Annotated in this window: 20 protein-coding genes; 10 read left to right on the plus strand and 10 right to left on the minus strand. The window is 77.3% G+C overall.

The annotated features are described in order from the left end of the window. Positions 1 to 160 precede the first annotated feature (160 nt). The 3 genes from ACUN9U_RS07980 to msrB all read left to right on the plus strand — a co-directional run bounded on the left by ACUN9U_RS07980 (position 161) and on the right by msrB (position 2,243). Positions 161 to 1,216: an ATP-dependent DNA ligase gene (locus ACUN9U_RS07980; RefSeq protein ID WP_445484589.1), complete on the plus strand. Its 1,056-nt coding sequence runs from the start codon at positions 161 to 163 to the stop codon at positions 1,214 to 1,216. A 10-nt stretch (positions 1,217 to 1,226) separates the two neighbouring features. Further along, positions 1,227 to 1,751 (plus strand): hypothetical protein, encoded by a 525-nt coding sequence (locus ACUN9U_RS07985; protein WP_445484416.1) that lies wholly within the window; start codon positions 1,227 to 1,229, stop codon positions 1,749 to 1,751. Positions 1,752 to 1,814: 63 nt separating this feature from the next. Next, entirely contained in the window at positions 1,815 to 2,243 is a 429-nt protein-coding gene (gene msrB, locus ACUN9U_RS07990; RefSeq protein WP_445484417.1) for a peptide-methionine (R)-S-oxide reductase MsrB, read from the plus strand. On the opposite strand, the gene ACUN9U_RS07995 is transcribed toward msrB, so the two are convergent. Next, entirely contained in the window at positions 2,209 to 3,537 is a 1,329-nt protein-coding gene (locus ACUN9U_RS07995) for an APC family permease (RefSeq protein WP_445484418.1), read from the minus strand. The genes msrB and ACUN9U_RS07995 overlap by 35 nt on opposite strands. Before the next feature lie 263 nt (positions 3,538 to 3,800). Then, on the minus strand, positions 3,801 to 4,451 hold the full coding sequence (locus ACUN9U_RS08000; protein WP_445484419.1) for a LysE family translocator: 651 nt from the start codon (positions 4,449 to 4,451) through the stop codon (positions 3,801 to 3,803). Positions 4,452 to 4,491: 40 nt separating this feature from the next. On the opposite strand from ACUN9U_RS08000, the gene ACUN9U_RS08005 reads away from it, so the two are divergent. Further along, positions 4,492 to 4,965, plus strand: a complete 474-nt coding sequence (locus tag ACUN9U_RS08005; RefSeq protein WP_445484420.1) for a GNAT family N-acetyltransferase — start codon at positions 4,492 to 4,494, stop codon at positions 4,963 to 4,965. 21 nt (positions 4,966 to 4,986) lie between these two features. On the opposite strand, the gene hemQ is transcribed toward ACUN9U_RS08005, so the two are convergent. Genes hemQ through hemE form a run of 3 tightly spaced genes read right to left on the minus strand, consistent with a single transcriptional unit; the run spans position 4,987 to position 8,472 of the window. Further along, positions 4,987 to 5,787, minus strand: coding sequence for a hydrogen peroxide-dependent heme synthase (gene hemQ, locus ACUN9U_RS08010; RefSeq protein ID WP_445484421.1), 801 nt, complete (start codon positions 5,785 to 5,787; stop codon positions 4,987 to 4,989). Positions 5,788 to 5,833: 46 nt separating this feature from the next. Next, positions 5,834 to 7,408 (minus strand): protoporphyrinogen oxidase, encoded by a 1,575-nt coding sequence (gene hemG / locus ACUN9U_RS08015; protein WP_445484422.1) that lies wholly within the window; start codon positions 7,406 to 7,408, stop codon positions 5,834 to 5,836. Beyond that, positions 7,405 to 8,472 (minus strand): uroporphyrinogen decarboxylase, encoded by a 1,068-nt coding sequence (gene hemE, locus ACUN9U_RS08020; RefSeq protein WP_445484423.1) that lies wholly within the window; start codon positions 8,470 to 8,472, stop codon positions 7,405 to 7,407. The genes hemG and hemE overlap by 4 nt, the downstream gene beginning before the upstream one ends. 114 nt (positions 8,473 to 8,586) lie before the next feature. Here hemE and ACUN9U_RS08025 point away from each other — a divergent pair, with 114 nt between their 5' ends. The 6 genes from ACUN9U_RS08025 to efeB all read left to right on the plus strand — a co-directional run bounded on the left by ACUN9U_RS08025 (position 8,587) and on the right by efeB (position 14,771). Continuing rightward, the gene (locus ACUN9U_RS08025; protein ID WP_445484424.1) at positions 8,587 to 9,189 is read left to right on the plus strand and encodes a DUF3000 domain-containing protein; all 603 of its coding nucleotides are present in this window, start codon (positions 8,587 to 8,589) and stop codon (positions 9,187 to 9,189) included. 131 nt (positions 9,190 to 9,320) lie between these two features. Further along, positions 9,321 to 9,938: a response regulator transcription factor gene (locus ACUN9U_RS08030; RefSeq protein ID WP_222710366.1), complete on the plus strand. Its 618-nt coding sequence runs from the start codon at positions 9,321 to 9,323 to the stop codon at positions 9,936 to 9,938. Between the two features lie 33 nt (positions 9,939 to 9,971). Further along, on the plus strand, positions 9,972 to 11,294 hold the full coding sequence (locus tag ACUN9U_RS08035; protein ID WP_445484425.1) for an HRDC domain-containing protein: 1,323 nt from the start codon (positions 9,972 to 9,974) through the stop codon (positions 11,292 to 11,294). 111 nt (positions 11,295 to 11,405) lie between these two features. Then, positions 11,406 to 12,275 carry an iron uptake transporter permease EfeU gene (gene efeU / locus ACUN9U_RS08040; protein WP_445484426.1) on the plus strand — a complete coding sequence of 290 codons (870 nt, stop codon included), beginning with the start codon at positions 11,406 to 11,408 and terminating at the stop codon, positions 12,273 to 12,275. 106 nt (positions 12,276 to 12,381) lie between these two features. Continuing rightward, complete coding sequence (efeO, locus tag ACUN9U_RS08045; RefSeq protein ID WP_445484590.1) at positions 12,382 to 13,515, plus strand: iron uptake system protein EfeO; 1,134 nt, start codon at positions 12,382 to 12,384, stop codon at positions 13,513 to 13,515. Next, a complete protein-coding gene (gene efeB, locus ACUN9U_RS08050) occupies positions 13,515 to 14,771 on the plus strand; it encodes an iron uptake transporter deferrochelatase/peroxidase subunit (RefSeq protein WP_445484427.1) in 1,257 nt (418 codons plus the stop codon). Before efeO ends, efeB begins: the two co-directional genes overlap by 1 nt. An 83-nt stretch (positions 14,772 to 14,854) precedes the next feature. Here efeB and ACUN9U_RS08055 read toward each other — a convergent pair whose 3' ends face one another. The 5 genes from ACUN9U_RS08055 to ACUN9U_RS08075 are packed head-to-tail and all read right to left on the minus strand — an operon-like array spanning position 14,855 to position 19,784. Further along, positions 14,855 to 15,274 carry a TIGR03618 family F420-dependent PPOX class oxidoreductase gene (locus ACUN9U_RS08055; RefSeq protein ID WP_445484428.1) on the minus strand — a complete coding sequence of 140 codons (420 nt, stop codon included), beginning with the start codon at positions 15,272 to 15,274 and terminating at the stop codon, positions 14,855 to 14,857. 37 nt (positions 15,275 to 15,311) lie between these two features. Next, complete coding sequence (locus tag ACUN9U_RS08060) at positions 15,312 to 16,478, minus strand: hypothetical protein (protein ID WP_445484429.1); 1,167 nt, start codon at positions 16,476 to 16,478, stop codon at positions 15,312 to 15,314. Continuing rightward, a complete protein-coding gene (locus tag ACUN9U_RS08065) occupies positions 16,475 to 17,656 on the minus strand; it encodes an MSMEG_0565 family glycosyltransferase (protein WP_445484430.1) in 1,182 nt (393 codons plus the stop codon). The genes ACUN9U_RS08060 and ACUN9U_RS08065 overlap by 4 nt, the downstream gene beginning before the upstream one ends. Beyond that, positions 17,653 to 18,582 (minus strand): carbon-nitrogen hydrolase family protein, encoded by a 930-nt coding sequence (locus ACUN9U_RS08070; protein ID WP_445484431.1) that lies wholly within the window; start codon positions 18,580 to 18,582, stop codon positions 17,653 to 17,655. The genes ACUN9U_RS08065 and ACUN9U_RS08070 overlap by 4 nt, the downstream gene beginning before the upstream one ends. Before the next feature lie 2 nt (positions 18,583 to 18,584). Further along, positions 18,585 to 19,784 (minus strand): MSMEG_0569 family flavin-dependent oxidoreductase, encoded by a 1,200-nt coding sequence (locus ACUN9U_RS08075; RefSeq protein WP_445484591.1) that lies wholly within the window; start codon positions 19,782 to 19,784, stop codon positions 18,585 to 18,587. Positions 19,785 to 19,886 lie beyond the last annotated feature (102 nt).

A 19,886-nucleotide genomic window follows, 5' to 3' on the forward strand; every position in this document is an offset into this window, starting at 1 on the left:
CGCCGCCGCCGCACCCCCCCGCGGGGCGCTGGGCGGGGTTCCCCTGGGGGCCGGGGGGCGCCGCCGGGCGCCCGGCTGCGCCACGCGGGTGGCGGACGCCCACGACCACGGGGCGGGACGGGCCTCGGGGGGCAGGCTGGGAGTCGTGCGCCTGCCCGTGATGCCGCCCGTCGCGCCGATGCTCGCCAAGGCGGTCAAGGACGTCACCACCGTGCCCGAGCCGGCCTCGGTGGACGGCGGCCTGCTCTACGAGCCGAAGTGGGACGGCTTCCGCTGCATCGTCTTCAAGGACGGCGACGAGGTCGAGCTCGGCAGCCGCGGCACCAGGCCCCTGACGCGGTACTTCCCCGAGCTGGTCGGGCACCTGCGCGCCCAGCTCCCCGACCGCTGCGTGGTGGACGGCGAGGTGGTGGTCCGCCGCGGTGAACCCGGCGCCGAGCGCCTCGACTGGGAGGCCCTCGCCCAGCGCATCCACCCCGCTGCCAGCCGCGTCAAGCTGCTGTCCGAGACCACACCGGCCTCCTTCGTGGCCTTCGACCTGCTGGCCCTGGCCGACGACGACCTCACCGCCCGGCCCTTCGCCGAGCGCCGCGCGGCGCTCGAGGAGGCCCTGGCGGGGGTGTCCGCGCCGGTGCACCTCACGCGCACCACCACCGACGCCGCGCTCGCGCAGGAGTGGCTGCAGACCTTCGAGGGCGCCGGCCTGGACGGGGTGGTCGCCAAGCCGCTCGCCGCCCCGTACGCCCCCGGCAAGCGCGTCATGCTCAAGGTCAAGCACGCGCGCACGGCCGACGTCGTCGTCGTCGGCTACCGGGTGCACAAGTCCGGCACCGGCGTGGGCTCGCTGCTGCTGGGCCTGCACGACGACGACGGCCAGCTGCGGCAGGTCGGCGGGGCCAGCGCCTTCACCGACAGGGTGCGCGTGGAGCTGGAGAGGGAGCTGCAGCCGCTGGTGCTGCGCGACGCCGACGGCGCCCCGCGCCGCCAGGCCGGGGAGAAGAACAGGTTCGCCGCGGCCGACAAGGACGCCAGCTGGATCCCGCTGCAGCCCGACCTCGTGGCGGAGGTGAGGTACGACCAGCTGGAGGGCGACAGGTTCCGCCACACCGTGCAGCTGGCGCGCTGGCGGCCCGACCGCGACCCGGCCTCGTGCCGCTTCGACCAGCTCGACGTGCCCGCCGACTACGACCTCGCGGACGTCCTGACGGGCGGATAGCGTCCGGGACGTGCCAGAGACCGCCCCCGGCCCCAGCGAGCGGGCCGAGCCCTCCGTCGTCGTCCTCCTCACCGAACAGCCCGTGGAGGGGCCTGACGCGGAGCGGGTGCTCGCGCTGCACGAGGGCGAGGACCTGGTCTACCGGGTGCTCGTGCCGGCGGACACGCGGCGCAACGTGCTCACCGAGGTGGTCGACCGGCTGAGCCTGGCCCACTGGGGCGAGGCCGTCGAGGCGGTGCGCGAGGGCGGGCGGCGCGACGCGCAGACCGCCCGTGCCGAGGCGTCCGCGGTGCTGGGGACGACGGTGTCCGCGCTGCGCGCGCTCGGGCGCGACGCCGACGGCGTCATCACCGACGACGACCCGGTGCCCGCCCTGGAGGCCGCCGTGCAGCAGCACGGGGCGCGCGAGGTGGTGGTGGTCACGCGGCCGCACGCCGTGGAGGAGACCTTCCACCGCGACTGGGCCAGCCGCGCCCGCGAGGTGCTCGGCGTGCCGGTGCTGCACACGTACGCGGGCACCGGCCGGGTCGGCTGAGCGGTGGGGCTGCTGGGACGCCTGCTGGGGAACGCGTCGCGGACGACGGGTGTTGGACAGGGCATGACCACGCCTAGCACCGGCACGTACCCCGTCGCGAAGTCCGACACCGAGTGGCGCCAGCAGCTCTCCCCCGCCGAGTACCGCGTGCTGCGCGAGGCGGGCACGGAGCGCGCGTGGGTCGGCGAGTACACCGACACCGAGACCGAGGGCGTGTACCGCTGCAAGGCGTGCAGCGCGGAGCTGTTCCGCTCCACCACCAAGTTCCACTCCAACTGCGGGTGGCCGTCGTTCTACGCGCCGGCCGAGTCCGACGCGGTGGAGCTCATCACCGACCGCTCGCTGGGGATGGTCCGCACCGAGGTGCGGTGTGCCTCGTGCGGCTCGCACCTGGGCCACGTCTTCGAGGGCGAGGGCTTCGACACGCCCACCGACCAGCGCTACTGCATCAACTCGATCAGCCTCGACCTGGAGCCCGGCGCGCAGGGCTGAGCCTGCGCAGCACGGCCCGGCCGAGCAGGCCCGCCGCCAGCACCGCCAGCCCGGCGGCCACGGCGGCGGGCGGCAGCGCCGCCACGAGCACGAGGCAGCCGACCAGCCCGACGGCGGCGACCGGCCTCTCCCAGGCGCGGCGCTGCGGGTCGCGGCCGGCGCGGGCCCACGCGGCGAGGTTCGCGACGGCGTAGTAGACGAGCACCCCCGTGGAGCTGGCGGCGATGGCGCCGCGCAGGTCGGTGGTGAGGACTGCGACGACGACGACGGCGCCCGCCACCAGCTGCGCCACCGCCGGCGCTCCGCTGCGCGGGCTGACGGCGGCCAGGGGCGCGGGCAGCTCGCGGTCGCGGGCCATGGCGAGCGCCGTGCGGCCGACGCCGGCCATCACGGTCAGCAGCGACCCGAGCGCCGCGACGGCAGCACCGACCGTGACGAGCACCGCCAGCTGCGGCACGGGTCCGCCGGCCACGGCGTCGCGCAGCGGGAGGGCGCTGGTGGCGGTCGTCGTCGTCCCCAGCACGCCGAGCACCACGACGACCACGGCGGCGTAGACGACCAGCACGGTGACCAGCGCGATCGCGACGGCGCGGCCGATGGTGCGCTGGGGGTCGCGCACCTCCTCCCCGAGCGTGGCGATGCGCGCGTACCCGGCGAACGCGAAGAAGAGCAGGCCCGCGGCCTGGAGGACGCCGAGCGGGCTGGCGTCCGCGGCGGCACCCGTCAGGGCGGCGAGGTCGAGGCCGCCGCCGGCCGCCGCGCCCAGGCTGACGGCGAGGATCGCGAGGACGACGACGACGAGCACCGCGGTGACGCGCGCGGTGCGCTGCACGCCCGCGCACGTCAGCGCCGTGAAGAGCGCCACCGCGACGGCGGCGGGCACACCCGGGTGCTCCGGCCAGACCGCGGCGCCGGCCACGAGGGCGATCGCGGCGCAGCTGGCCGTCTTGCCGACCACGAACGCCCACCCGGCGGCGAAGCCCCACCAGTCGCCCAGCTCGCGGCGCCCGTAGGCGTAGGCGCCGCCGGCGAGGGGGTGCAGGCCGGCGAGCCGGGCGGTGGAGGTGGCGTTGCAGGTGGCGACGAGCGCCGCGAGCGCGAGCGCGGCGAGCAGGCCCGGCGCCGACGGGCCGACGGCCGCCGCGGCGGGGCCGACGGCGCCGAAGACGCCCGCGCCGAGCATGGCCCCCAGGCCGACGACGACGGCGTCGCGCAGCCCGAGGTCGCGCCGCAGCCCAGGGGTGGCGGCCGGTGTGCCGCTGGCCGGGCCGGCGCCGGGGGTGCTGCTGCTCACCGCGCGACCTTGCCCTGCCGAGGTGAACGCCGGGTGACCCGCCCCTCCCCGCGACGATCAAGCACCTCCGCGCCACCACCCCCGACGATCAAGGTCCTCCGCGCCACGCTCCGGCACCGCGAGGCCAGCGGGGCGGCTGGAGGGCGGCCCGATGACCCGCTGCGGTGATGACCGGCGCACGTGACGCCCCTCCGCGTGGTCGTCGGCGCACGTGACGCCCCTCCGCGTGGTCGTCGGGGTGGGGACGAGCGCAGGGGGGGTGGTCAGAGCGCCCGGGCGGACAGGGCCACCCGGACGCCGAACAGCACGAGCACCCCGCCGGTGACCCTGTCGACCCAGCGCGCGAACGACGTCGACGCCATCCGCGAGCCCAGCGCCGAGCTGCCCAGCACCAGCGCGGTCAGCCACACCGCCCCGATGGCGCAGTGCACGCCCGCCAGGAGCAGGCCCATGGCCAGCGGCGGGACGCCGACGGCGGAGAACTGCGGGATGGTCGCGAGGTAGAAGACGCCGACCTTGGGGTTGAGGAGGTTGGTGATGAGCCCGGTGGTGAACCCGCGACCGGCCGAGACGCCGGCGGGAGGGCGGGGACCGGCGTGCGCGTCGTCGTCGTGAGGAGTCTTCCGGAAGCCGGCGACGAGCAGGCGGACGCCCATCCACGCGAGGTAGGTGGCCCCGGCCAGGGTCAGCACGCGGTACGCGGTCTGCGACGCGGCGAGCACGGCGGTGGCGCCCAGCGCCGCGGCAGCGCCCCACGCCAGGCAGCCGGCCTGGATGCCGCCGGCGGTGGCCAGGGCGCTGCGGCGACGGCTGGTGAGGGAGGTGCGGAGCACCAGCGCGGTGTCGAGGCCCGGCACCAGCGTCAGCAGCGCCGCCACCAGCGCGAACCCCGCGACCGCCTCGTGCACCGACACCCTGGCGAGGCTAGCGGAGCCGCTGCCGCAGGATGGGCGGGTGACCAGAGCACCCGTGCAGCGCGCCGCCTGGCGAGACCTCGACCCCGCGACGGCCTACGCGATCCTCAAGCTGCGCGTCGACGTCTTCGTGGTGGAGCAGGAGTGCCCCTACCCCGAGCTGGACGGGCGCGACCTCGAGCCCGACGCAGCCCACCTGTGGGTCGCCGGGCCCGGCGGCTCGACCGTCGGCGCCTACCTGCGGGTGCTGGCCGGGCGCTCCGGTGAGCACCCGGACCCCGAGGGCGCGCGCCGCATCGGCCGCGTGGTGACGGCGCCGGCAGAGCGCGGGCACGGGCTGGCGGGGCTGCTGCTGGGCGACGTCGTCGCGCGCGAGGGCCACCGGCCGCTGGTCCTCGACGCGCAGGCCCACCTGGCGGGCTGGTACGCCCGGTGGGGCTTCGAGCTCAGCGGGCCGGGGTTCCTCGAGGACGGCATCCCGCACGTCCCCATGGCCCGCGCGCTGCGCCCCTGACCACCGGCAGGGGTGCGGGCGTCAGGGCAGCAGCGAGACGAGCTCGCGCAACTCCACGCGGCGGCCGGTGAAGAAGGGCAGCTCCTCGCGCACGTGGCGGCGGGCCTCGGTGTTCCGCAGGTCGCGCATGAGGTCGACGATGCGGTGCAGCTCGTCGGCCTCGAAGGCCAGCAGCCACTCGTAGTCGCCCAGGGCGAACGCCGAGACGGTGTTGGCGCGCACGTCGGGGTAGGGGCGGGCGGCCAGGCCGTGGTCGCGCAGCATGGTCCGCCGCTCGTCCTCGGGCAGCAGGTACCACTCGTAGGAGCGCACGAACGGGTAGAGGTTGAGGTACTTGCGCGGCGCCTCACCGGCCATGAAGGCCGGCACGTGGCCCTTGTTGAACTCCGCGGTGCGGTGCACGCCCACGCTGGACCACACCGGCCGCAGCAGCCGCCCCAGGGCCGTGCGGCGCAGCCGGCGGTAGGCCTCCTGGACCACCTCGACGTCGCTGGCGTGCCACCACACCATGAGGTCGGCGTCGGCGCGCATGCCGGACAGGTCGTAGAAGCCGCGGACCTCCAGGTCGTGGCCCTCCGCGCCGCCCGCCGCCCCCAGCGAGCGCAGCAGCGCCTCCACCTCGGCGGTGGCCGCGGTGCGGTCCGCCTCACCGCCCAGGCCGCCGCCGGTGTGCGCCGACGGGTCGAGGGCGAAGACCGACCACATCGTGTACCTGATGGTCTGGTTGATCTCCTCGGCCACCTGCCGCGCGGTCCGCCCGTCGGCCGAGGTGACGGCGGTCTCCGGAGCGCTGGAGGCCGGGGAGTGCTGCAGCGACGTCATGCCCCCATCCTCGCCCCCGGCGCACCGGTGCCGCCCGGGGGTGGCCTCAGCCGGTGAGGTCCGCCACCACGGCGGCCGCGGCCCGCCGCGCCGCGGCGATGCACGCCGGGACCCCGACGCCGTCGACGGCCGCGCCGGCCAGCGCGAGCCCCGGCAGCGCAGCGAGCTCGCGCTGCACCTGGGCGATGCGCGCGGCGTGCCCGACGTCGGGCTGCGGCAGCGCCGCCGGCCAGCGCGTGACCAGCGACGCCAGCGGCTCCAGGCGGTGGCCGACGAGCTCCCCGCCGTCCTGCACGACGGCCGCGAGCAGCTCCGCGTCGGGGCGCGCCAGCACGGCCCCCTCCCCGCGGCGCCCCACCGACAGCCGCAGCACCTCCGCGCCCGCCCCCGCTGCGGCGCCCGCCGCCTGCGCCACCCACGCCCACTTGCGGCTGGAGGCCGTCACGGCCTTGACGAGCCGGCCCTCGGCGGGCGGCACGAGCAGCCCTGACAGCGGCTGGCCCTCCTCGTCGACCAGGGCGTCGAGGGAGCCGGGCGGCAGCAGCAGCGTCACCAGCGCCAGGCCGGCGTCGTCGACCCCGCCCACGGCCGCCGACGCCTCCGGCGCCTCCCCGGCCAGCAGGGCCGCGGCCGCCGGCGGCGGCACCGCGAGGACCACGCCGTCGGCGCGCTCGGCGCGCACCAGGCCCGTCCAGCGGTCCTCCACGTCGACCTGCCAGCAGCCCCCGCCGCGGCGCAGCCGCCGCACGCGCGCCGACGTGCGCACCTGTGCCCCCCGGGCGCCCAGCGCGGCGGCCACCGCGCCGGGCAGGCGCCCGACCCCGCCGCGCACCCCGGCGAACACGCCGCCGCCGGCGGCGGTCCCGACCAGGCCGACGGCGCCCTGCGCGCCGCCCCCTCCCCCGCTGACCGCGCTGGAGCCGCGCTCGGCGGCCGCCTGCGAGGCGCGCGCCGCGGCGCGCACCGCCTCCAGCAGCGGGGCGCCGTCGCGGGCGGCGGGCCACAGGGCCGGCAGCACCGAGCGCATCGACAGCCCCGACGCCCGCCCGGCGTAGACCCCGCCGAGCAGCGGCTCGACGAGGGCGTCCACCACCGCGCCGCCGAGGCGGGCCGCGACGAAGGAGGCGACGTCGACGTCGCCGTCCTCCCCGAGCGGCTCGGTGAGCCGCTCGTCGGCGGCGCGCGCCACCTCCTCGGCCGTGAGGAGCCCCGCCAGGGACGCCGGGTCGGCGGGCACGCCCATGACGGTGCCCCGCGGCACCGGGTGCCGCTGGCCGCGCAGGACGACGGCGGCGCGGGTGGTGGCCGGCTGCACGAGGTCGGGTCCCAGGCCCACCTCGCGGGCCAGCTCGACGGCCTCCGGGCGCCGCGCCAGCAGCGACTCCGCGCCGACGTCGACGGTGAGCGGGGTGGAGCCCGCCGCCAGCTCGGCGGTCTGCAGCGGCCCGCCGACGCGGGGCGAGACCTCCAGGACGACGACGTCGACGGCGTGTGCGGCCAGCGCCCACGCCGCGGCCAGGCCGCTGACACCTCCCCCGACGACGACGACGCGCGGTCGCGCCCGCCCGCTGCCGCCGAGAGCGGCGGAGGAGTCGGCTGCGGGGCCGGCGGAGGAGGTCACCGCGCGGTGCGCTCGTGCACCCGCTCCACCACGCGCAGCAGCGCGCCGGGGTCGGTGGCGGGCGGCACGCCGTGGCCGAGGTTGAAGACGTGGCCGGTGGTGCCCACGGCCGCCGCGGCGTCGGCGAGGACGTCGTCGACGGCGGCGTCGAGCACCGCCGGCGGGGCGCCCAGCAGGGCCGGGTCGAGGTTGCCCTGCAGGGCGCGGCGGGTGCCGTCGGCGCGGGTGCGCGCGGCCGCGTCGCGCAGGGAGACGCGGTAGTCGACGCCCACGACGTCGGCGCCGGCCTCCCCCATCGCGCCGAGCAGCTCACCGGTGACCACGCCGAAGTGGATGCGCGGCACGGGCAGCCCGTCGGCCCCGCGCAGCTCGCCCACGGCCTCCAGCACCGACGCCGAGGCCGGCATCGCGTGCGCGCGGTAGTCGGCCAGCGACAGCGCGCCGGCCCAGGAGTCGAACAGCTGCACCACCCGGGCGCCGTTGGCCACCTGCACCCGCAGGAAGGTCGCCGAGGTGCGCGCGAGCTTCTCCGCGAGCGCCCGCCACAGGCCCGGGTCGGCGTGGATGAAGGTCTTCGTGGCGGCGTGGTCCTTGCTGGGGCCGCCCTCGACGAGGTAGCTGGCCAGGGTGAACGGCGCCCCGGCGAAGCCGATCAGGGGCACCTCGCCGAGCTCGCCGACCAGCTGCCGCACGGCCTGGGCCACCGGCTCGACCTGCTCGGGGTGCAGCTCGGGCAGGGCGTCGACGTCGGCGGCGGTGCGCACCGGGTGCGCGATGACGGGCCCGGTCCCGGGGACGATGTCGAGGTCCACGCCGGCGGCCTTGAGGGGCAGCACGATGTCGGAGTACAGGACGGCGCCGTCCACCCCGTAGCGGCGCACCGGCTGCAGGGTGATCTCGGTGACGAGGTCGGGGGTGGTGCAGGCCTGCAGCATGGGGACGCCCTCGCGGACCCTGCGGTACTCCGGCAGGGAGCGCCCGGCCTGGCGCATGAACCACACCGGCGTGCGGGTCACGGGCTCGCGGCGGCAGGCGGCGACCAGCGGCGGGACGGGGGTGCTCACCGCCCCATCATCGCCGCCCGCCCGGCCCGTCCCGCCCGACCTCCCGGCCGGCCTCCCGGCGGGTGACGGCCTGGTGGCGGGCGCGCGGGCGGTGGTGTGGGGAAGGATGCGGCCATGGACGCGCGCGGTGAGGGGCCCGGCCCCCAGGGCGGTGCCCCCGTCCCGGAGGCCTTCGCCGCAGCGGTGCAGCAGGTGCGGGCCACCGCGCTGCGCCCGGAGGTGGTGGTCGAGGAGGGACCGGGGCCGCGCTCACTGGCGCCGCACTCCCTGGCGCTGTCCGCGGAGGTGCTGGACGAGGCCGGTGACGAGGTGGCCGAGGGGCGCTTCGTGCTGCTGCACGACCCCGCCGGCCAGGACGGCTGGGACGGGCCCTGGCGGGTGGTCGTGCTCGCGCGCTGCTCCCCGGCCACCGAGGACGCCGACGACCCGCTGCTGGCCGACGTGGCGTGGAGCTGGCTGGTGGAGGCCCTGGAGGACCACGGACTGCCCGTGGGCACCCTCGGGGGCACGGTGACCACCTCCACCTCGCGCTCCTACGGGCAGCTGTCGGCGCGCCCGGTGGACGTGGAGCTGGAGTTGCGCGCGTCCTTCAGCCCCCGTACCTCCGAGGCGCCGGAGGCCGCCGGCGAGGCGGTGCAGGCGTGGGCGCAGCTGCTGGGCGCGGCGGCCGGCCTGCCGCCGCTGCCGCACGGGGTGGCGCGCCTGCCGCGCCGCTGACGGGCGCTGGCCCGTCCGCCGGACGGGTCAGCGATTGGTGCGCCGAACGTGTCAAGGCACCCCATCGGCCACCCGATACCCCCTGCAGGACGCACCCGGGCCACGGGTGCGGCAGGAGCAGGAGGTCAGGGATGACGACCATGGCGGAGAGCGCCCTCGCTCGGGCACCGCGCGCCGGTGCCGTGGCGCGCGGGCGCCGCACCACCGCGCTCGTGGCGGTGCAGGACCTGGCGGCGCGCGAGGTCGCCGTGCGCGTGCTGCGCGCCCTCGGCGCCAGCGACGTGGTCGCGGCCAGCTCGGTCACCGAGGCGCGCCGCGCCGCGGTGCACCACCAGGGCGACCTGTGCGTCATCGAGGCGGGCCTGCAGGACGGCGCCGGCGTGGCGCTGGCCCGCGACCTGCGCGCCGCGGGCTGGACCCGCGCCGTGGTGGTCTCCACCTCCGAGGACCCCTGGACGGTGCGCTCCGCGCTCAGCTCCGGGGTGCGCTGCTTCCTGTCCACCGCGGCGCGCGGCACCGAGGCGCCCGTGGTGCCGACCTCCCCGGACGGCCTGTCGAGCCTGTCCGCCCGCGAGGTCGAGGTGCTGCAGCTGGTCGCCGACGGCCGCTCCAACCGCGAGGTCGGCGAGGAGCTGGGCCTGTCGGCGCTGACCGTGAAGAGCCACCTGGCGCGCATCGCGCGCAAGCTCGGCACCGGTGACCGCGCGGAGATGGTCCTCATCACGCTGCGCGCGGGCGTCATCAGCTGACACCTCCCCTGCGGTGCAGAATGGGCGGCTGACATGAGCAGATCGCCCAGCACCTCCGCCGGACCCCCCGGACGCGGCACGGCCCCGGAGACCCCTGAGGTCACCGGGGCCGTCCCCGTGCCCGGTGAGGTGCCCGTGCCCGGGGAGGAGCCCGAGGCGCCGGAGCTGCCCCTGCTGGCGGCCCCGGCCGACGGCCTGCAGGCGCTGACGGCCTCCCCCGAGGTGCTCACCGCTGCCGCGGAGGCGCTGGCGGCCGGCACCGGCCCCGTCGCCGTGGACGCCGAGCGCGCCTCGGGGTACCGCTACGGCCAGGACGCCCAGCTGGTGCAGCTGCGGCGCCAGGGCGCCGGCACGCTGCTGGTCGACCCCCGCGCCCTGCCTGACCTGTCGCCGCTGGCCGAGGCCCTCGGCGACGCCGAGTGGGTGCTGCACGCCGCCAACCAGGACCTGCCGTGCCTGGCGGCGGTCGGGCTGCGCCCCGGCGGGGAGCTGTTCGACACCGAGCTCGGCGGGCGCCTGGCCGGCTACCAGCGGGTGGGGCTGGGCGCCGTGGTCGAGCGGCTGCTCGGGGTCCGCCTGGCCAAGGAGCACTCCGCGGTCGACTGGTCCACCCGGCCGCTGCCGGAGCCGTGGCTGCTGTACGCCGCCCTCGACGTCGAGCTGCTGGTGGACCTGCGCGACGCCCTGGCCGCCGACCTGGCCGCGCAGGGCAAGCTGGAGTGGGCCCGCCAGGAGTTCGCGGCCGTGCGCGACGCGCCGCCGGCGCCGCCGCGCACCGACCCGTGGCGGCGGACCTCGGGCCTGCACGCAGTGCGCCAGCGCCGGCAGCTGGCCGCGGTGCGCGAGCTGTGGCTCTCCCGCGACGAGCTGGCGCGCAAGCGCGACACCGCGCCGGGGCGCATCCTCCCTGACCGCGCGGTGGTCGCCGCGGCCCAGGCGATGCCCACCTCCGCGCGGGAGCTGGCGGCGCTGCCGGTCTTCTCCGGTCCCGCCAACCGCCGCCTCGGCGCGCGCTGGATGGAGGCCCTCGACCGCGCGCGGGCGCTCCCGGAGAACCGCCTGCCCCCGCACTCGCTGCCCACCGACGGGCCCCCGCCGCCGCGCGCCTGGAAGGACCGCGACCCCGAGGCCGCCGAGCGCCTCAGCCGGGCGCGGACCGCGCTCGCCGCGCTGGCCGAGGAGGTCGACGTGCCGGTGGAGAACCTGCTCTCCCCCGACGCGGTGCGCCGCCTGTGCTGGGAGCCGCCCGCCGACGCCGGCGAGGCGGGCGTGAGCGCCTGGCTCGAGCAGGCTGGGGCCCGGCCCTGGCAGCGCGAGCTCACCGCGGGCCTGCTGTCCCGGGCGCTGGCCGGCTGAGCCGCCCAGCCTTTACCCGCTCTTGACCGACACCCGACGGAGGGTGAGGTTAGGCTCGCCTCACACGGCGCCGATCACGACGTCGTCATCGGCGAGCGCGAAGGACCCGGTGTGATCGCCAACTTCCTGATCGGCCTCCGCGAGGGCCTCGAGGCCACGATCATGGTCTCGATCCTCGTGGCGTTCCTGGTCAAGACCGGCCGGCGGGACCGCCTCGGCGCGGTCCGCTGGGGCGTGGCGGTGGCCGTCGCCCTGCCCGTGGCGGTGGCCGTGGCGCTGGCGGCAGCGGCCAAGGCCCTCACCTTCGAGGCGCAGGAGGTGCTCGGCGGCACCCTGTCGATCGTCGCGGTCGCCTTCGTCACCTGGATGGTCTTCTGGATGCGCCGCGCCGGGCGCCACCTGGCCAGCGACCTGACCGACAGGATGCGCGCCGCGGTGGCCGTCAGCGGCTTCGCGGTAGGCCTGACGGCCTTCCTGGCCGTGGGCCGCGAGGGCCTGGAGACGGTGTTCTTCGTCTACGCCGCCGGGCAGGCGACGGGCCAGACGTGGCAGCCGCTGGTGGGCGCGCTGCTCGGCCTGGCCGCCGCCGTCGTGCTGGGCTGGGCCCTGTACCGCCAGGCGGTCCGCATCGACCTGCGCCGCTTCTTCACGTGGACGGGCGCAGCGCTCGTCGTCGTGGCCGGTGGAGTGCTCGCCTACGGGGTGCACGACCTGCAGGAGGCCGGCGTGCTGCCGGGCCTGCACGCCCTCGCCTTCGACGTCAGCGCCCAGGTGCCGCCGGCCAGCTGGTACGGCGTGCTGCTCAAGGGCGTCCTCAACTTCTCCCCCGCCACCACCTGGGCGCAGGCCGTCGCGTGGACGGCGTACGTGCTGCCGGTGCTGGCCCTGTACCTGCGCCCCCAGCGCCGCCCCGCGGCCCCGGCGCCCTCCACGACCTCCTCGCCGGCGCTGCGCGCCGTCGCCTCCGACGCCCGCGCCTGACCTCCCTCTCCCCTCCGGCCGTGATCATGGACGGTCGGCCACCTCGACTCCTGGAGCCACCGTGCCCTCGCGCGCCCGCGCCCTGCTCGTGCTGCCCCTCGCCCCCCTGGCCGCGTTCGCGCTGAGCTCGTGCGGGGCGCTGGTCGACGCGCCCTCGGCGTCGTCCGCCGCCGCCTCCGAGGGGGCCTCCGGCGCAGCCGCCGGCGGCCCGGTCGCCATCAGCGCCACCGACAGCGCCTGCGAGGTCGCCACCACCGACCTGCCCGGCGGCGTGACCACCTTCTCCATCACCAACGGCGGCAGCCAGGTGACGGAGGTCTACGTCTACGACGGCGACCGCATCGTCACCGAGAAGGAGAACATCGGCCCCGGCACCAGCTACGACCTCACGGTCGACCTCACCGAGGGCGAGTACCAGGTGGCGTGCAAGCCCGGCATGGTCGGCGAGGGCATCCGCCAGGCCATCGCCGTGACCGGTGGCTCCTCCGACCTCTCGCCGGCCGAGCAGCAGGCCGTGGACGCCTACCGCGCCTACGTCCAGCAGCAGGCCGACGCCAGCGTGCCGCTGGTGCAGCAGCTGCGCGACGCCGTCGCCGCGGGTGACCGCGCCGCGGCGCAGTCGCTGTACGCCCCCTCGCGCCTGGGGTGGGAGTCGGTGGAGCCGGTGGCGGAGAGCTTCGGCGACCTCGACCCGCGCATGGACGCCCGCGAGGCCGACCTGGAGCCCGGTGAGCAGTTCACCGGCTGGCACCGCCTGGAGAAGGCGCTGTGGACCGGAGAGGACCTGGCCGCCGTGGTGCCCGTGGCCGACCAGCTGCTGCTCGACGTGCAGGAGCTCGCGCAGCGCGTGCCCAACGCCGCCATCACCCCGGTCTCCATCGGCAACGGCGCCAAGGAGCTGCTCGACGAGGTGGCCACCGGCAAGATCACCGGCGAGGAGGAGGCCTTCAGCCACACCGACCTCGTGGACGTCAAGGGCAACGTCGACGGCGCGCAGGAGGCCTTCGAGGTGCTCACGCCCCTCGTGCAGGCCGCCGACCCCGAGCTGGTCACCGAGCTGACCGCGCAGTTCACGGCGCTCCAGGCGGCCCTGGTCCCCTACGCCGACCCGAGCGCGCCGGGCGGGTACGTCTCCTACGACACGGTCACCGAGGACCAGCGCCGCGACCTCGCCCGCGCCGTCGACGCCCTCTCCGAGCCGCTGTCGCAGCTGGGAGCTGCGGCCGCCGGCCAGGCCTGATGGCCGCCGTCTCCCGCCGCGGCCTGCTGGCCGCCCTGGGGTCGGGCGCCGTCGGCGCCGGTCTGGTCGGCGCGGGCGTGGTGGCGGCCGAGGCCTCCGGTCGCGGGTCGTCAGCGGGTCCGTCCGGTCCGTCCGGTGCTGGGACCTCGGTGGTGCCCTTCCACGGGGAGCACCAGGCCGGGATCGCGACCGACGTGCAGGCCAACCTGCACTTCGCCGCCTTCGACGTGACGGCCACCTCCCGCGAGGACCTCGCCTCGCTGCTGCAGGACTGGACGGCGGCCGCCGTGGCGCTGACGGCCGGCGAGGAGGTCGGTGAGGGCGGCGCGACCGGCGGGCGGCCGCTGGCCCCGCCGTCCGACACCGGCGAGGCGCTCGACCTGCACGCCAACCGCCTGACGCTGACCGTGGGCGTGGGGCCCTCGCTGTTCGACGACAGGTTCGGCCTGGCCGGCGCCCGCCCCGCCGCCCTGGTGGAGCTGCCGGCCTTCCCCGGCGACGCCCTGGTGCCGGAGCGCTCCGACGGCGACCTGTGCGTGCAGGCCTGCGCCGACGACCCGCAGGTGGCGGTGCACGCCATCAGGACGCTCTCGCGGATCGCCGCCGGTCGGGCCGGGGTGCGCTGGGCGCAGCTCGGGTACGGGCGCGCCGCCACCGTCGACCCGTCGGCGCCCACCCCGCGCAACCTCTTCGGCTTCAAGGACGGCACCGCCAACCCCGCGGGCACGGACACCCGCACGCTGGAGGAGCACGTCTGGGTGCAGCCCGGGGACGACAGCACCGGGGCGGGGGCGTGGCTGGCGGGCGGCTCCTACCTCGTGGCCCGGCGGATCCGCATGCACGTCGAGACCTGGGACCGCACCTCGCTGGCCGAGCAGGAGCAGGTCATCGGCCGCACCAAGGGCGCCGGCGCCCCCCTGGGGCACGCCGCCGAGCACGACGCCTTCGACCCGGCGTCCCTGCCGGCCTCCTCCCACGTGCGCCTGGCGCACCCGTCCGCGCACGGCGGGGCGCAGATGCTGCGCCGCGGGTACAACTTCACCGACGGCACCGACGGGCTCGGGCACCTGGACGCCGGGCTGTTCTTCCTGGCCTACCAGCGCGACGTGCGCACGGCCTTCATCCCGGTGCAGACGGCGCTGGCCCGCCAGGACGCGCTCTCGGAGTACCTCGAGCACACCGGCTCTGGGGTCTGGGCGGTGCTGCCGGGCGTGCCCGAGGGCGGCTGGCTGGGCCAGCAGCTGCTCGGCACCTGACCGCCGCCGTTCCCGCGACGATCGAGGACGTCGCGTCCGCTCCCCGCCGGTGACGACGTCGCCGGACCAGGGCTGCGCGCGGCTCAGTCCTGCGCGGCGCCGCCCCAGCCGTGCCAGCGGTCCAGCTCCACCCAGACGAGCACGCGCGGGCTCGTGCGGTTCGGGTAGTCGCGGCCGGTGTAGTGGCGGCTGATCCTGTCGATGCCGGCCAGGCCCTCGTCGTCGGCCACCTCCACCACGCGGCCCTGCACGCTGACGTGGGTGTACCAGTCGCCCTCGGCCAGCGCGGTCAGCGAGACGCGACCGTCGTCGGTGAGGTGCTTGAGGCGCGCGCGGCTGGCGTCCAGGCCGAGCAGCAGCCGCCCGTCGTCGTCGACCAGGTACCAGGTGGCCACGGTGACCGGGCGGCCGTCCTTCGCGACCGTCGCCATCACCGCGGGGTTGGGCCTGCGGAGCAGCTCGAGGACGTCGGCGGGCAGGGGCTTCTCGGAGAGCTTCGGCACGCCCCCACCCTGCCGCGGCAGGTGCTGGTCCGCAGCGTCAGCGGTACGCGGGTGCCAGCTGGAGGGGGCGCTCACCCCAGGTGTCGACCGCAGCGGCGTGCAGCCGCTCGCACCACGCCGCGAGCGCCGGCAACCGGCCGCGGGCGGCCGCGCGCTGGGCGGCCGTGCGGGAGCGGTGCTGCACCAGCGCACGCCGCCGGGGCACCACCGCCGCGCGCGCGGGGTCGGCGGGCACGGGGTCGCCGTCGAGCGCGGCGGGAAGGAACCAGGCGGTGGTGACGGCGGTCCAGGCGACGACGGCGTCGTCGACGTCCGCTGCCAGGTCGGCGGCGCTGCAGTGCGCGGGGACCGCGGGCGCGACGGCCTCCCGCCAGGCGCTCAGCGCTGCCTCGACGGCGTCCTCAGGCAGCCGCCAGCTGCACCAGCAGGACGGCCACGGCAGCGCCAGGTAGGCCGCCTCCCAGGCCACGTGCCGGTGCGAAGCGCCCTCGAAGTCGATGAGCCGCACCCCGTCGGGGGCGGCGGCGGTGCGCTCCACCAGCAGCGCGTTGTCGGGGCAGGTGTCCCCGGGCACCAGTCCGCGCGGGGCACCCGGACGCTCCAGGTGCGCGACCAGCGCAGCCAGCTCCTCCGCGGCGGCCCCGTCCAGCGCGGCGGCCGGGCCGAGGCGCGGCAGCTCGCGGCGCAGCACCGCGACGGCGCCGGCGACGGCGTCGCCCACTCCCCCGACGTCCGGCGCGCCGAGGGGCGAGGCCTGCGCGAGCGCCGCCTCGAAGGCGGGCCGGACGTCGGCGGTGGCCGCCTGCAGCCGCCCGACCGCAGAGCCCCACGCCACGAGGGCGTCGGTAGCGGCGGCGGGGTCCTCGCCGAGGAGGCGGTCGGCGAGCGTGGGTGCCCCCCCGAGGTCGTCCAGCACGAGGACCGGGAGGTCTGGCCCGAGGCCGAGCAGCGGGACGACGCCGGGGGCGCCGCGCCGCGCAAGCACCTGCAGCGCCGCCCGCTCGCGCGCGGCGGCCTCGGGGTCGGTGAGCGGGAGCTTGAGGACGACGGCGCGCCCCGCGGCGTCGGCGCGGACCACGAGGGAGCGGTCCGAGCCCCTCAGCCGCTCCCCCAGCACGAGGCCGCCGGGCAGCCCCAGCGCCTCGGCGGCGGACGCCGCCAGGCGGTCGCGGTCGACGTCAGGGTGCTCAGGACCACTCCTCACGCCCCGATCCTGGACCTCCGCGGCGCGAGGAGCTGCTCGTAGAACCCCTCGTGGGCCGCGGCGGCGCGCGTCCACCCGTGAGCGGCGGCCACCGCACGGCCGAGCGACGGGCCGGGGCTCGCGCCGCCGAGCGCCACGCCGAGGGCGTCAGCGATCTCGACCGCGGTGGCCCCGAACAGCGCCGCCTCCCCCAGCACCTCGCGCAGCACCGGCAGGTCGCGGGCCACCACGGGCACGCCGGCCGCCAGGGCCTCCAGCGGCGCCATGCCGAAGCCCTCCTTGGTCGAGGGGAAGGCCACCGCGTCGGCCGCGGCCACCAGGGCCGGCAGCGCGTGGTCGTCGACGGGCCCCAGCACCACCGGGGCGGCACCGAGGTGGCGGGCCAGTTCGGTGGCGCGGGCGTCGAAGACGGCGCGGTAGGCGCGGTGGTCGAAGAGCGTCTCCCCGCCCGCGAGCACCAGGGCCACGTCGCGCAGGTCGAGGCGGTGGCGGCGCAGCAGCGCCCACGCTTCCAGGAGGTCCAGGGAGCCCTTGCGGGGCTCGACGCCACCCACGGCGAGCACGAACCGCCCCAGCCTCGAGCGCCAGGCGCGGCGGGCGGCCACCGCTGCGGCGTCGTCCCGGCGGGCGGCGGCGGCGAAGCGACCGGCGTCCACGGCACCGGGGATGACGGTGGCGCTCAGCCCGTAGCCGGCCGCCACCTCGGCGGCCACGGCCGCCGAGACGCACACGAGGGTGTCCGGTCCGCGCACCGCCGCGTCGTGGCACGCCACGAGCTGGGGCGTGGTGAACGCGTCGAGGTGGTGCACGGTGCGCACCAAGGGCACACCGGCGGCACGGGCGGGAGCCAAGGCGGCGTTTGCGGAGATGCAGTCCTGGGCGTGGACGACGTCGGGCAGCGCCCGCCCGGACCGCAGCCGCTGCGACAGCGCACCCCCCAGCACGTCGATCGACCTCGCGATGCGCTGGCCGACGTCCTCGCCCTCCACCGGGGCGAACGGCACGGCCTCCACGCGCACGGACCCCTCGACGGGGCGGAAGAAGGTGGTGTCACCTCCGCGTCCCAGGGTCCAGACGGTGACGTCGTGGCCGCGCGCTGCCAGCGACTCAGCCAGGGCCAGGGTGTGCACCACCCCGCCGCGGGGCTTGGTGGAGTACGTGGCCAGCGCGACCCTCACGCGCCGCTCCCCTCGTCGTCGTGGTCGTCCGGGCTGCGGGCGGGCTCGGTGAAGGGGCGGTCGCAGTCGTAGGCGGACAGAACCCTGTCCCGCAGGTGGTGCACCCGCCGGCGTGCCCGCGCCACGCCGTCGGCCAGGCGCGCAGGAGCGACCGCCATCCCGCCCTGCGTCCAGGTGCGCGCCACGACCTCCCCCGCGGGGTCGACGACCTTGGCCTGCCCGAGGAAGCGCAGTCCCCCCTGCACGCCGGTCTGGTTGGAGGAGACCAGCCACACCTGGTTCTCCGCGGCACGGGCGGCGTCGTAGAGGTCGAAGAGGCGGGCCTGGCGGTCCAGCCGGATCCTGTCGGCCCGCTCGGTGGCGCTGGCGGGCCACGCCGACAGGCAGGCCAGCACTTGAGCCCCGTCGAGCGCCAGCGTGCGCGCGCTCTCGGGGAAGGTCTTGTCGAAGTCGACGAGCATCCCCAGGCGGCCGACCGGGGTGTCGAAGGCGGCGAAGCGGTCACCAGCGCGGTACGCCTGCGACTCCCCCAGCGGCAGGTGCACCTTGCGGTGGACGCCGAGCACGGCACCGCGGTGCACGCACACCGCGGTGTTGTAGCGGTCGGCCCGGCCCGGCACGTCGTCGGAGCCGACGGAGACCCGCTCGCTGATGCCGAAGCAGACGACGGTGTCGCCGGCCAGCTCGGCGATGCGGGCGACCTCGGGCCCGTCGAGGTCGACCGCGGGCGGCAGCGCGTCGTCGCCGTCGAGGGCGGGGTCGACGAGGTCGTCGACGTAGCCGCCGACCGTGGCGTCGGGGAGCACCAGCAGGTGCGCCCCGGCGGTGCGGGCGGCACCGATGACCCCCTCGAGCTTGACGAGCGTGCGCGCGACGTCGCGGCCGAAGCGCCCCGCGACGGCGGCGAGCACCACCTCCTCGGCCACCCTCAGGCGGCCCGGCTCCGGGCGGCGCGGAGCACCACCTGCTCGGCGAGGTGCTCGGCGTCCCGCGCGACGCCGGCGAAGCGGCCGGAGCCCCACGTGTGCAGCCACGGCAGCCCCAGGAAGTGCAGTCCCGGGACCGCCGTCACGCCGCGGCGGTGGGTGGGGGCGCCGGTGCCGTCGAAGACGCCGACCTGCACCCACCGGAAGTCGGCCCGGAACCCGACGGCCCAGACGACGGCGGTCACGCCCGCTGCGCGCAGGTCGAGGTCGACGTCCTCGTCCTCCGGAGCGGGAGGCCGCCACACCGGGGTGTAGCGCGCCTCGGTCGGTGCGTCGATCCCCTGCCGGGCGATCCAGCCGTCGATGTCGTCCTTGATGGACTCGGCGACGGCGTCGGCGGCGTCCAGGGAGGCGGCGGTGGTCCGCGCGAAGCGCAGGTGCGTCCCGTGCACGGACTCCAGGCGCCCGTGGAGGCGCATGCCGTCGCGCGCGAAGGCCCGCAGGTCGATGTCGCGCCCGCCGTCCCGACCGGTCACGTAGTGGTTGGTCGACTCGCGCTTGGACAGGCCGCCGGCGTGGGCCTCGATGCCGACGTCGTAGACGCCCATGTCGTGCAGCCACGCCACGCAGTCGCGGCCGCGGTAGCGCCGGGCCACGCGCGGGGCGCTGCCCAGGGCCAGGTGCACCTCGCGCCCGGCCAGGTGGAGGTCCTCGGCGATCTGCGCGCCGGACTGCCCCGACCCCACCACGAGCACGGCCCCCGGTGGCAGCGCCTGCGGCGACCGGTACGCGGCGGAGTGCAGCTGGACGACGTCGTCGGGCAGGCGCTGGGAGACAGCCGGCAGCACCGGCCGGTGGTACCCGCCGGTGGCGACCACGACCTGGTCGGCCGTGAGCGCGCCCGCCGTCGTGGTCAGGGAGAAGCCGCCGCCGGGCGCCTCGCGCAGCGCCGTGACGCCCACGCCCTCGAGCAGGGGCGCGCCGAACGTGGCGGGGTAGCGGCGCAGCCACGCGACCACCTCGTCGCGGGCCATGAAGCCGTCGGGATCGCCGCCGTCGTAGGCGTACCCGGGGAGCTGGCACTGCCAGTTGGGCGTGACCAGCGTGAACGCGTCCCAGCGGCGGTCTGCCCAGTCGTGGCAGGCGGTGCCCCGCTCGAGGACCACGTGCTCGACGCCCGCCCGCACCAGGTGCCAGCTCATCGACAGGCCCGCCTGCCCTCCGCCGACGACGACGACGGGCAGGTGGCGCCCGTCGATCCCGTCCGCACCCGAGGCGGCAGCGGGACTCACAGCGGGACTCAC

This window comes from Quadrisphaera sp. KR29, from assembly GCF_052644995.1.

Excerpts from the sequence above, each read along its gene's own strand:
- ACUN9U_RS07980 (WP_445484589.1), top strand. The coding sequence starts at position 161 with ATGCCGCCCGTCGCGCCGATGCTCGCCAAGGCGGTCAAGGACGTCACC.
- msrB (WP_445484417.1), top strand. The coding sequence starts at position 1,815 with ATGACCACGCCTAGCACCGGCACGTACCCCGTCGCGAAGTCCGACACC.
- hemQ (WP_445484421.1), bottom strand. The coding sequence starts at position 5,787 with ATGACGTCGCTGCAGCACTCCCCGGCCTCCAGCGCTCCGGAGACCGCC.
- ACUN9U_RS08025 (WP_445484424.1), top strand. The coding sequence starts at position 8,587 with ATGGACGCGCGCGGTGAGGGGCCCGGCCCCCAGGGCGGTGCCCCCGTC.
- ACUN9U_RS08030 (WP_222710366.1), top strand. The coding sequence starts at position 9,321 with ATGACGACCATGGCGGAGAGCGCCCTCGCTCGGGCACCGCGCGCCGGT.
- ACUN9U_RS08035 (WP_445484425.1), top strand. The coding sequence starts at position 9,972 with ATGAGCAGATCGCCCAGCACCTCCGCCGGACCCCCCGGACGCGGCACG.
- efeB (WP_445484427.1), top strand. The coding sequence starts at position 13,515 with ATGGCCGCCGTCTCCCGCCGCGGCCTGCTGGCCGCCCTGGGGTCGGGC.
- ACUN9U_RS08075 (WP_445484591.1), bottom strand. The coding sequence starts at position 19,784 with ATGAGCTGGCACCTGGTGCGGGCGGGCGTCGAGCACGTGGTCCTCGAG.